At 58.2% G+C, this 12,432-nt stretch carries 10 protein-coding genes; 8 read left to right on the forward strand and 2 right to left on the reverse strand.

The window, feature by feature from the left end; translation table 11 throughout:
* Positions 1–71: 71 nt before the first annotated feature.
* Positions 72–761, reverse strand: coding sequence for a type II secretion system protein (locus tag H7A51_17545; protein ID MCP5538023.1), 690 nt, complete (start codon positions 759–761; stop codon positions 72–74).
* A gap of 204 nt (positions 762–965) precedes the next feature.
* Positions 966–1,625, reverse strand: coding sequence for a bifunctional 4-hydroxy-2-oxoglutarate aldolase/2-dehydro-3-deoxy-phosphogluconate aldolase (gene eda, locus H7A51_17550; protein ID MCP5538024.1), 660 nt, complete (start codon positions 1,623–1,625; stop codon positions 966–968).
* Positions 1,626–1,796: 171 nt separating this feature from the next.
* Here eda and H7A51_17555 point away from each other — a divergent pair, with 171 nt between their 5' ends.
* The 8 genes from H7A51_17555 to H7A51_17590 all read left to right on the forward strand — a co-directional run bounded on the left by H7A51_17555 (position 1,797) and on the right by H7A51_17590 (position 12,422).
* Positions 1,797–2,558 carry an IclR family transcriptional regulator gene (locus tag H7A51_17555; protein ID MCP5538025.1) on the forward strand — a complete coding sequence of 254 codons (762 nt, stop codon included), beginning with the start codon at positions 1,797–1,799 and terminating at the stop codon, positions 2,556–2,558.
* Between the two features lie 62 nt (positions 2,559–2,620).
* On the forward strand, positions 2,621–4,837 hold the full coding sequence (locus H7A51_17560; GenBank protein ID MCP5538026.1) for a glycoside hydrolase family 88 protein: 2,217 nt from the start codon (positions 2,621–2,623) through the stop codon (positions 4,835–4,837).
* A 9-nt stretch (positions 4,838–4,846) separates the two neighbouring features.
* The gene (kduI, locus tag H7A51_17565; protein MCP5538027.1) at positions 4,847–5,677 is read left to right on the forward strand and encodes a 5-dehydro-4-deoxy-D-glucuronate isomerase; all 831 of its coding nucleotides are present in this window, start codon (positions 4,847–4,849) and stop codon (positions 5,675–5,677) included.
* 14 nt (positions 5,678–5,691) lie between these two features.
* A complete protein-coding gene (locus tag H7A51_17570) occupies positions 5,692–6,732 on the forward strand; it encodes a TRAP transporter substrate-binding protein (GenBank protein MCP5538028.1) in 1,041 nt (346 codons plus the stop codon).
* A 13-nt stretch (positions 6,733–6,745) separates the two neighbouring features.
* The gene (locus tag H7A51_17575; protein MCP5538029.1) at positions 6,746–7,252 is read left to right on the forward strand and encodes a TRAP transporter small permease; all 507 of its coding nucleotides are present in this window, start codon (positions 6,746–6,748) and stop codon (positions 7,250–7,252) included.
* A complete protein-coding gene (locus tag H7A51_17580; protein ID MCP5538030.1) occupies positions 7,249–8,544 on the forward strand; it encodes a TRAP transporter large permease in 1,296 nt (431 codons plus the stop codon). The genes H7A51_17575 and H7A51_17580 overlap by 4 nt, the downstream gene beginning before the upstream one ends.
* A 39-nt stretch (positions 8,545–8,583) precedes the next feature.
* Complete coding sequence (locus H7A51_17585) at positions 8,584–9,354, forward strand: SDR family oxidoreductase (GenBank protein MCP5538031.1); 771 nt, start codon at positions 8,584–8,586, stop codon at positions 9,352–9,354.
* A 17-nt stretch (positions 9,355–9,371) separates the two neighbouring features.
* Positions 9,372–12,422: a hypothetical protein gene (locus H7A51_17590; GenBank protein ID MCP5538032.1), complete on the forward strand. Its 3,051-nt coding sequence runs from the start codon at positions 9,372–9,374 to the stop codon at positions 12,420–12,422.
* Positions 12,423–12,432 lie beyond the last annotated feature (10 nt).

Consider the following 12,432-nt stretch of genomic DNA (forward strand, 5'->3'; position numbering starts at 1 on the left):
TGTTTTCACCCCCTACATTTTGCAGTTGCCCGGGAGCGCGGCTTTGTTGTGAACCACTGGCCTTTACTGGCTCAATCCTGATCTGGATCCATTGCGGGAGCCACTGTTTGGAACGTGGGGTCTTTGACAACCTTTACAGCTCCATCGCAGTAGAGCACGATGATCTTGTTATCACGCCACGCGGCGCTTGGCACCACATACTTGTTGTACTGGGCCTCGTTCCACACACCGAGCGTGCCCGTGTTTCGGGATGTCGACAGGTAGGGCTGCCCCCCCAGGTCTTCAGTGCGCGAAACACTGATACCCATCATTTTACTGGACGAAGGAACGCTCCCGTTGGTCCATGGCATGTAGCTGATATTCCCCCATCCCCCGCCTACCAGCTGGCTATCTTTGATTGAACTAACATTGGGATCAGCCTTGTCACGAAACGTCCCATCCAGCTTTCCGGTATTTTCACTGTAGACATAAGGTGCCAGAGCCTGCCACCAATACATTTTCCCGGCACCAGGAGGGGTTGAATCAGGGTCCCCCCAATACGTGGCGGGAAAAACACCATGGTTATCACCAGCAAAACCTTCAGCGGCTATGTGGAGTTGTTTCAAATTGTTCACGGATGCAACCGTCTTGCTCCTCGACACCATCTTGGTCACCACGGTGAAAGACAATGCAACCAACGCGGCAATGATGGCGATCACGACTAATAGCTCCACCAGGGTAAAACCATGGTGGTGCCTGGATTCAGATGTTTTAATGTGCATAACGGATTTTTTTCAACTTAGTGGCAAGGCTACGTCACGATGGTTTACAATCAACTCTTAAAGCTGAACAATTGCAAGGCCAGCTCCACCCTCAATGCAAGCGAAACAAAGCCAGGCGTCACCCCAGGAAGGGCGGCCGCGATGGTGGTTTTTTATACATGGGATGCTGACTTGGTTAAAAGGTTTAAAAGGTGGGGCGCACGCTTACTTGGTGCCACGGACAAGTGCGACAGCACCACGCACACGGGATTCAATTTCTGAAAAATCACCGGCCTGGATCAGGCTGCGCTCGACCATCCATGAGCCGCCACAGGCGGAAACACACGGCATGGATAGATAGTCCATCACGTTCCCCTCATTGATGCCTCCGGTTGGCACGAATTTCATGTCGCCGTAAGGGGCAGCCATCGCCTTCAAGGTCTTGGCGCCGCCAAACGCCTCTGCTGGAAAGAACTTAACAACCTCAAGGCCGTGACTCATCGCCCTGGCGATGTCAGACGGCGTGATGACGCCGGGAATGACCAGCACACCGAGCTCCTGGCAGCGGACCACCACCTCGTCGTGCATTCCGGGGCAGATGATGTATTTCGCCCCGCAATCCACCGCCTGGTCAACCTGCTGCGCCGTACAAACGGTCCCCGCGCCCAACAATACATCAGGATGCTTGCTGATTTCCCTCATGGCGTCCAGGGCGGCCGATGTGCGCATGGTGACTTCAGCCACCGGCAGGCCGCCGGAGACAAGGGCCTCCGCCAATGGCGCGGCATCCTTGGCGTCGTCCAGCACAATGACCGGAACCAGCTTGTGGCTTTCCAACTGACGGGCGATCTCCTGGTTTGCTGCTAATGAATCGGTGTTTTGCATGACTTCCGGTATAGACGGGGCACGTCCTCCCTCAAGTCAAATTATGCGCACAGCCTCGTTTTTAATTCATATATGGATTTATTGTTTCAAATATGGACAGATCACACATGGAGGATTGACCTGTCGCCCAACCTGGGCAAATAGTGACATACGTAAAAACCCTGTCCACATATGAACGAATACCGCATCCCCAGCATTGCCAACACCTGTGCTATCTTCCAGCTTTTAACTTCAAGCCGGAAAGCCATGACGACAAGTGCCATCGCAAAGGAGCTGGATCTCCCCCGAACCTCCGTCTTCAGGATCATGAGGACCCTGGAGGTGGAGGGCATGGTGCGCTGTATCGACAAGAGCTACGTGATGGGACACCGCCTGATCAACCTGGGGCTGCAAGTCGTCTCGCAGATCCCCGAGCGCAATCTTTGTGTGCCGATTCTTCAGGCACTGACCAAGGCGACGCAGGAGTCGTCCCACTTCGCCATCCTGTCGGGCGCCAACGCACTGCTCATCGAGGTGTGCGACAGCCCGCACGCGCTTCGCGTGGCCAGCCGGCCCGGCACCCTGGCGGACATGCACTGCTCGGCCTCCGGCAAGGTGATGCTCGCATACTCCACCAAGGAGGCGCGCAATGATTTGCTGGACCGCATCAAGTTCGTCAAGAGGACGGAAAACACCCACACCAGCAAGGAGTCGCTCCTTCCCGAGCTCGACGAGATACGCCGCGTCGGATACGCCGTTGACGACGTCGAATACCACGATCACGTCCGCTGCCTTGGCGCACCGGTGTTCAACGCCCTGAACCAAGTGGTGGGGGTGATCGGCATCACGGCTGCCAAGTCCCGTTTTACCAAGGCACTCATTCCCGAAGTCTCCAAAAAGGTCATCGCTGCCGCCAATGACCTCTCCAAAAAGCTCGGTCACCAACAAAGCTAACCCGACCTAACAACATCCGCCCACCTTATCCCCCGTCCACTTTCCAACCACACTTTCCCACCATGAAAAAGCAAGTCACCCCGATGCTCGCCGCCATTCTCCTGACGGCTGGTGTCTCCGCCCAGGAGGACGCCCTATTTTCCGCAGACCTCACACCCGCTGCCATTCTCAAGGTCACCAATGCCGCAGCAAAGTGGCAGTTGGACCACCCTGCAAAACATCCGCTCTGGCACTGGACGCACGGCGCGCTCTGGACCGGCGTCATGGCGCACGCCCACACCACGGGGGATGAAACCTACTACCGGACACTTGCCGACATGGGGGCGAAAACCGGGTTCAAGCTCGGCCCCCGACCCGGCTTCTCGGACGATCACGCCGTTGGACAAGCCTACCTCTGGCTCTATATGCGCGATGAACTGCCGCAGCAGATCGCCCACACGCGCCAGACGATGGACGACTTTATCAATCGCCCGCACGACGAACCCCTGGAGTGGAAAAACAAAATCTACCTGCGTGAGCCGGCATGGTGCGACTCACTCTACATGAGCCCCCCCACCCTGGCCATGCTCTACGCCGCCACCGGAGAAAAACGCTACCTGGACGCGATGGACATGCTCTGGTGGCGCACCACGGATTACCTGTTCGACAAAGAAAGCAAGCTCTACTGGCGCGACCAGAACTACTTTGACCGCAAGGAAAAGAACGGCGAAAAAGTCTTCTGGGCACGCGGCAACGGCTGGGTCTTCGCCGGCATCTGCAACCTCCTCAAACACATACCGCACGATTACCCGTCACGGCCACGCTACCTTGCCCTTTTCAAAGAAATGGCGGCCAAACTCAAGGACATCCAACAGCCCGACGGCTCGTGGCACGCCGCATTGTTAGACCCCGACACCTATCCCGCCCCGGAATCCAGCGGCACCGCGTTTTACATCTACGGCATGGCATGGGGTATCAACAACGGCCTGCTGCCCGAGGCCGACTACCTGCCCGTCTGCACCAAGGGCTGGCAGCGCCTGGTCCGTAATGTGCATGCGGATGGCAAGCTGGGGTTCGTCCAGGCCATCGGCAAGGACCCCAAGGCGGTGACCAAGGATGAAACGGATGTCTATGGCGTGGGCGGATTTCTGTTAGTCGGTCACGAGCTTCATAAAATGGCGCTCACAAAGGGGGCGAAGACGCACGACTTCCACATCGGCAACCCCAGCTCCCTAACACGACGCAATCAAGTGGTCTCCTTGAAATGGGCGGATGTCAAAAAACACCTCCCCGCCGCAACGGCGCAAAACACCGCCGTGATGGACCGGGTCAGCGGCTACTTCCTGCCGGTGCAGAACTTCGACGACTCTCTGCTGGTCCAGGTTTCCCTGATGCCCGGGGAATCGCGCAAGTTCACCTTGTTCGTTTTGGAAAACGGCCAGCCCGCCCACTTCCCCAGCCGCCTCCACGCCCGTTTCGTCCCCGAGAGGCTCGATGACTTCGCCTGGGAAAACGACCGCATGGCATTCCGCATGTACGGCCCCGCGCTCGTCGCCGAGGACGGCCGCGGCGGCATCGATGTCTGGACCAAGCGCGTGCGCTACCCCATCGTCGATAAATGGTACAAGGCGGGCCCCACCCAATACCACACCGACCACGGCGAAGGCATGGACGCCTACAAAGTGGGCCAAACCCTCGGCTGCGGCGGACTCGGCTACCTGGACAAGCAGGGCAAGCTCATCCCCAGTCCCGTGTTCGCCACTTCCAAGGTGATTACCAAGGGGCCGCTGCGACTCAAGTTCATCCTGACCTACCCGCCCCTGGCGGTGGACGGAGCCAAGGTCACCGAGACCCGCACCGTCACGATGGACGCCGGCTCACACTTTCTCCACGTCACCTCGTCATTCAAGACGGAGGGAGACAGCGCGGGCATCCGGCCAGTCACCGGCCTCTACGTGCATGACAAAAAATCACTGGCCTACACCGGCGACGAGGAGGCCCAGTCCATTTTCCAGACGAACCACGCCATCGCAGCATGGGAGCCACTCGGCAATCCGGAGGAAAACCACGGCTTCATCGGCACCTCCATTGTCTCAACCCTCCCCGATCTAACAACCAACCTCGTCTGGGACGAGAAGCACCCGCTGGTTCCCCTTGCCCGGGATCTTACCAATCCTGTCTCGTGGTACGCGGGAACATCGTGGAGCCAAGTCGATGCACCACGTAAGATCGACTTTGAAAACCGCGTATTGCGCTTCATCCACGAAAACATCACAGCCCCTCTCAACATCGAATTATAATCCGTTACTATGAACAAGCAAACAACGGCTGACGACATCAGCTACAAAGCACTCGACACCTCCGGTCTGCGCGACCGCTTCCTTCTGCAAGATCTCTTTTCCGAGGGGCAACTGCAACTCACCTACACCGATCTTGATCGTGCTATTGTCGGCTCGGCAGTACCAACGCTGGAGCCACTCGTGCTCGCCGCAGCCGATGCCCTGCGCGCCAACTACTTCTGTGAACGCCGTGAGCTCGGCGTGATCAACCTCGGACAAAACGGCACCATCACCGTCGATGGCACCAGCTATGACATGGCGAAACAGGAGTGCCTCTACATCGGCCGCGGCAGCAAGGACATCTCCTTCGCCAGCAGCTCCGCCAGCGAACCCGCGCAGTTTTACCTCCTCAGCTATCCGGCGCACGCGGATTACCCGACCACCCATGCCGGAATCGAGGACGCCAACCTGCTGGAACTCGGCGCACCTGAAACAGCCAACGAACGCCACCTCTATCAGTATATCCACCAGAACGGCATCCAAAGCTGCCAGTTGGTGATGGGATTCACCGTGATCCAGACCGGCAGCACCTGGAACACGATGCCACCGCACACCCACGACCGCCGCTCCGAGGTCTATCTCTACTTCGATATCGACCCCGAACACCGCGTCGCCCACTTCATGGGCCATCCGGACGAAACCCGCGTGCTCTGGATGTCTGAAAAAGACGTCGCCCTGTCGCCATCCTGGTCGGTCCACTGCGGCGCGGGCACCGGCAATTACTCCTTCGTCTGGGGCATGGGTGGTGAAAACCAGGACTTCGACGACATGGACGGGTTTCCACTGGAAACATTACGCTAAACCTACACATCATCATGTCCTCCACTCGATCTAACATCATCGTCGGACTCCTCATCGGAGCCGTTCTCACTTCAGGCATCTTCGCCTGGACTCTCTACTCCCAACGAGACAGCCAGGGTCAGGGCGGAGGAGGCACACCACGCCGCAAACTGCAAATCGCCCACTCACTCGCGGTCGATCACCCCGTGCACAAGGGCATCGAACACTTTGCCAAGCGGCTCAAAGAGCTGTCCGGCGGACGTATTACCTGTGACATCTATCCGTCAGAACAGCTCGGCAACGAAGTGGTGTGCCTGGAACGCCTCCAGAGCGGCAGCCTCGACTTCACCAAAGTCAGCACCGCACCGGTATCCAACTTCGTCCCGGTGATGGGTGTTTTTTCACTCCCCTACCTCTTTGATGATGAAGAGCACTACTGGCGCACGCTTGACAACGAGATCGGCGCAACATTGTTAGAACGCGTCAGCACCAAGGCGTCCGGAGAAAGCAGTGGACTGGTCGGGCTATGTTATTTCGACGGGGGCAGCCGTAATTTTTACAGCAAAGAACCCATCACCAAGCCCTCCGACCTGCAGGGAAAAACCATTCGCGTCATGCGCGATCCCGTCGCCATCGCGATGATCGAAGCCATGGGCGGCAACCCCACCCCCATGGCATTCGGCGAGCTCTACTCCGCCCTCCAGCAAGGCAACGTGCAGGCTGCCGAAAACAACCCGCCGTCGTTTGTGCAATCAAGACACCTCGAAGTGTGCAAACACTTCACCTTTGATCACCACACGCGTATTCCGGATATTTTCCTCGCCAGCTCGCAACTCTGGAGCAAGCTCAGCGACCAGGAAAAGGAATGGGTGCGCACCGCCGCCAAGGAAGCCAGCGCCCTTCAACGCAAACTCTGGCAAACAGGCACCGCCCAGGCCCTGGAGACCATGGTTAGCGAGGGGGTGACCATCCATCGCCCCGCACTCAAACCCTTCCAAGACGCCGCCGCCCCCGTGGTCGAGCGTTTCGCCAAGGATGAAGTCGCCGATTTCGTAAAAAAAATTCGCCAACCCTAGCCCGACCACTTCATTGAACCTACTCAAGAACATCCTCAGTCGGACACTGAACTTTCTCTGCGCCAGCACTCTGGTTGCACTGATCGTGATCGTCCTGTTAGGAATCATCTCCAAGAAAATGGACCTCGGCCTCTCGTGGACCGATGAATCATCCGAGTTTCTGCTCAGCTGGGTGGTGATGGTCGGCGCCGCCCTCGCCTATCTCGACAACGCCCACCTTGGCGTCGATATCCTGACCAGCAAGTTCACACCGCTTGCCCAGCGGATCTCGGCTGGCTTCGTGGCTGTTGTCGTCCTGCTCTTCTCCGCCGGTGTGATGACATACGGTGGCTGGAACCTCTTTATCGACCGCTACGATTCGGGCCAACTCCTCTCCTCCCTACCTATCCGCCGGGCATGGTTCTATTTTTCCATCCCCCTCAGCGGCTTCCTGATCTCACTGTTCGCCCTGGACAACCTTCGCCAGCTCATCGTGGGAAAAACCAATACTAACAATAGCGAGGAGAAAGCAAACGCATGACTATCGGCATCGTCATACTTCTCGTCGTATTCGTGGCCCTGCTGCTCATGGATACCCCCATCGCCTTCGTGGTCGGCTGCGCCACGGTGCTGGCGGCATTCTCACTCGGCTACCCGAATGTCACCTCCTCCATCGTCAGCGACATGGCCAACTCGGTGAGCTCCTTTGCCCTGCTCGCCATCCCCTTCTTCATCCTCGCCGGTGAACTCATGGGCGCGGGCGGCCTGGCGAAGCGGCTGATCGATTTTGCCGCCGCCATCGTGGGCCGGCTCCCCGGTGGCCTCGCCCTGGTCAACACGGTGACCTGCATGCTCTTCGGAGCGATCTCCGGCTCGGCTGCGGCCGCCATTTCCTCAATTGGAAAAACGCTTATTCCCGAGATGGAATCCAAGGGATACCCGCGGGATTTCAGTGTGGCCATCACCAGTTGTGGCTCGGTCACCGGCCTCCTAATCCCGCCAAGCAACGTGATGATCGTCTTTGCGGTTGTCGCCAACGCCTCTGTCGGAGACCTCTTCATCGGTGGCATTCTGCCCGGTTTACTCCTGGGAGTCTGCATCATGGCCATGTGCTTTACGGTCAGCCGCAAAAAACAATACGGCCAAATCGGCCTGCAGGAAATCCCCCAATTTGCACCGAGTCTCGGTCGCGCCGCCCCAAGCCTGCTACTCGTCATCATCGTGTTAGGCGGCATCCTCGGCGGGGTCTTCACCGCCACCGAAGCCTCCGCGGTTGCCGTTGTCTGGGCCTTCCTGCTCAGTGTCTGCATTTACCGCGAGGTGAAACTCTCCGACATGTCCGAAATCCTGGGACGCTCGGCCAGGACCACCGCCATGGTGCTGTTGCTCGTTGCCACCAGCTCCGCCATGAGCAAGTTTCTAACGATGGAGCAAATTCCCCAGATGGTAAGTGACTCCTTGCTCAGTCTGTCCACCAATCCGCTGGCGATCATCCTCACGATCAACATCATTTTATTGATCGTGGGAACGTTCATGGACATGACCCCCGCGATCCTGATCTTCACCCCGATCCTGCTTCCTGTAGCGACGGATATCGGGATCGAGCCTGTGCACTTCGGCATCATCATGATCACCAACCTCAGTATCGGCCTGTGCACACCACCCGTCGGCACCTGTCTGTTTGTTGGCTGCGGAGTCGGCAGAACGAATATCGCGCGGGTTTCCCGACAGATGATTCCTTTCTATGTAGCGATGATTGTGGCGCTTGCAGCGATCACTTACTACGCCCCGCTCTCCCTCTGGCTGCCTGAACTCATCAAGAGCTTCAAGTAATTGCCATCCATTAAACGCGCTCCCACAAACACATTGACCATGTCTACAACCAACTTATTTTCACTCGTAGGAAAAACCGCCCTCGTCACCGGCTGCAAACGCGGCATCGGATTCGCCATGGCCGAAGGACTCGCCCAGGCAGGTGCCGACATCATCGGCGTCTCCGCCACCATGGAAGCATCCGGCAGCAAAATCGCCGAAGCCGTGGAAGCCACCGGCCGGTCGTTTACCGGCTACGCCTGCGATTTCTCAGACCGCAAGTCACTCTATCAGTTCATCAACACCCTCAAGGAAAACCACGGCACGCCCGATATCCTGGTCAACAACGCCGGCACAATTCTACGCGCCCCCGCTGCCGAGCACGGTGATGATCTCTGGGACAGGGTCATCGAGGTCAACCTCAACGCCCAGTTCATCCTCGCCCGTGAAATCGGCGCAGGTATGATCGAGCGCGGCAGTGGAAAAATCATCTTCACCGCCTCGCTGCTCACCTTCCAGGGCGGCATCACCGTTCCTGGCTACGCCGCATCCAAGGGTGCCATCGGACAGCTCACCAAGGCGCTCTCTAACGAATGGGCGGGAAAAGGGGTCAACGTCAATGCCATCGCACCGGGATATATCGCCACCGACAACACCCAGGCACTGCAAGACGATCCCGTCCGCGCCGAGCAAATCCTCGCCCGCATCCCGGCAGGCCGCTGGGGCGAACCCGCCGACTTCAAGGGCCCGACGGTTTTCCTCGCTTCCGAGTCATCAAATTACGTCAACGGCGAAGTGCTCGTCGTCGATGGCGGCTGGATGGGCAGATAAGAACCTTCTAACATATCATGAAAACTCTCCGGTCGTGCGCCGTTCTCATGGCCCTCGTTGGATGGGCCACTCCCTTGACCTCATCCGGTCAGCAGCCAGTAACAGATATCTATTCCTTTGAGAATCCATCTGTCCCCGCTGAATTCAGCGCCGACCAGGGAGTCACCCTCTCGGTTTCCAGCGGGCAGAAGGTACACGGTAAGCAGTCGCTGAAAATCACCTGGGACGGCAGCGGCGGCAAGGTTCTTGTGAAACGGGCGATCGATGCCCGCAACAAAACCATCGACCAACGGCTCTGCGCAGCCATTTTCAACCTCTGGCTCTATCAGACGGATGGTAAAAAACAAGACGCCCTGCGGTTCTCCTTCGGTCGCGATGGCCAGGAAAAACCCGACTGCTGGTTCGATTACACCCTCGGATTCGCCGGCTGGCGCACAATGATGATGCCCTACAACCGCATGGCAGGCAAGGAGCAGCCTGCGATGGACTGGATCGCAATCGAGACCCCGAAAGGCAAGGCCGGAGAAGCCTACATCGATCTGCTTTACCCCGACGTCCAGTTCGACCGCCGCCACGCGATGAATGACACTTCACTCACGTTCTACCGCGATGATGACAAATCGCGCGTCCGCCCAGGCAAGCCGCAGCATCTTTATCACGCAGGTATCCTCGACCTCCCGAACCCTGCCATCGACCAGGCAAAGCAAGACGCCGTGAAAGCGCTCGAGCAAAAGTTCGAAACCGAGCTGCTCAAGAGCGCACGCAAACCAAACATCAAATCCCTGCGCGCCGCATACCAGCAATACCAACTTCCCGCACAAGCCGACCTCGACAAGCTGACCACGGACAACATCCACGGACGGCATATCTTTTTCCTCCACACCGTAGATATCTACAAGCCGTCGAGCCTCGCCGGGGAAATGGAGGCTGAAGTCAATTATGACCTGCGGCACACCAGCACGTTTCTGCTGCAGCTTGCCAAGGCCTGGCACCTCAGCACCGGTGATGAACGCCGCGAACTGGAAACGATGATCGTTTCAATGAACTTGCTGTTGCTCAAATCCGGATGGCACGAAGGCCACGGACAAGGCACGCTGCATCACTACGGGTATTCATCGCGCAGTTACTACGCCGCATCCTTCCTGACCCGCAAATTGTTAGCCAAGCACAAGCTCAAGAGGCAAGTCGCGCGCGCCGGCCAGTGGTTCAATCACTCGCATTACTGTTACGATCCCTACGCGTCCACCCACTGCGCGAACATGGATTACTTCAACACCATGGCCAAAGAGCAGCTTTTGTCTTTGCTGATGACCGATGCCATCGGCGAGCGCTATCACTCGGTGCTGCAGTGGTCAAAAACATACAGCGCCGCCGTAGCTCTCAACCGACACGGTAACAATGGTGGCTTTAAAGAAGACGGCTCCGCATTCCACCACTGGGGGCATTACCCCGCCTATGAGTCGGGTGCCCTGGCCGCCATCGGTCCGATGTTCAAACTCCTCGCAGACACCCCGTTCCGCCTTTCCCCCGATGCCTACCGCAGCTTCCGACGCGCCCTCCTGGCGATCCGCATCCAGTGTAACAAATTCTCATTGCCACGCACCTTGAGCGGCAGACACGCCTACCAATTCAAGGACAACCTCAGCCGACTGCATACGGCATACATCGACTTCGCCAAATCCGGCACCCCGGAGGGCGATAAAGAAGTGGACGAAGAAATAGCCGCCATCGCCCTGCGCCTTTTCCCCGATGCCCGCGATCAGTTCGATGCCTCGATCCAGCCCGAACCCGATCCCAACGGCCACTGGTGTTTCCCATACGCCAACGTCGGCGCCCACCGTCGCGGCGACTGGTTGGCAATCGCCCGCGGTCTCAGCCGCTACGTCTGGGGCAGCGAGATCTACGGCCCGGTCAACCGTTACGGCAGATACCAAAGCCACGGCACCCTGGAGATCCTGCCGCCCGGCGGACTCCCCGCCTCCGGTGTCAGCCCCTACGGCTGGGACTGGTCGCGCCCACCGGGAGCCACCGTCACCCACCTGCCGCTCGATCTCATCCCCTACGAAAGCATCATCATGATGCCCACCACCGACGAAACCTTTGTCGGCAACTGCCACATGGATCAGCAGGACGGACTCTTTGCCATGGTGCTGAAGGAGAAAAACGAACCATCGCGACCTGACATCGGCCTGCACGCGCTGAAGTCGTATCACTTCTTCGACGACACCATCGTCTGCCTCGGCAGCGCCATCAGCAACCCTAACAGCCGCTACCCAGTCGAGACCGTGCTGTTTCAACAGCATTTGGAAAAAAACGATCTGCCGGTCAGCATCAACGGCAAAGTTGTTAGTGAATTTCCCTTCGGTGAAAAGCATGCTGCCGCCACCACCCTGCGCGATGTCGTCGGCAATCACTACCTCGTGCCCGAGGGGCAAAAACTCAACATCGCCCGCCAGCACCAGCACTCCTACTACCACTACGCCAGCATCGATGGCAAAGGGCCGAAGGAGAAAGACCACAGCGGACACAACGAAGCAACCGAAGCCGACTACGCGGTCGCCTGGCTCGACCACGGTGCTTACGCCAAAGACAGCTCCTACCACTACGCCGTGCTCGTTTTACCCACGGAACAACGCGCCGCCGCATGGCAAAAATCCCCCGGCTATACCGTGCTGCGCCATGACTCAGACGCCCACATCGTGCAGTCCGGCACCACCACCAGCTACGCCTTGTTCCAATCCGGCGATGTCAAAAACCAACTCGTCAGCCACGTTTCCGAACCCTGCCTGGTGATGACCAAACAGGAGGGCGACCAACTGAAACTCAACCTCACCGACCCTGACCTGCGCATGCCCGGCAACGAGGGCGGCATGCTGGCGGGTGAGATTGTTATCAAACCTCGCTACGGCCCCGAGGTTTCCTCTGTTACACTCACCCTCAACGGCAACTACGAACTCACTCAAGGGGAAGGTGTCACCGCAGCGCAAAATGACGGCAAAACCACGCTCACCTTCACCACCTTGCGCGGCCGCACCATCCCATGCGTGCTGAAAAAATCCACCCCCTGATACCGCAGCA

The sequence above is a fragment of the Akkermansiaceae bacterium genome, assembly GCA_024233115.1.
In the GTDB taxonomy this organism is placed as follows: Bacteria; Verrucomicrobiota; Verrucomicrobiia; order Verrucomicrobiales; family Akkermansiaceae; genus Oceaniferula.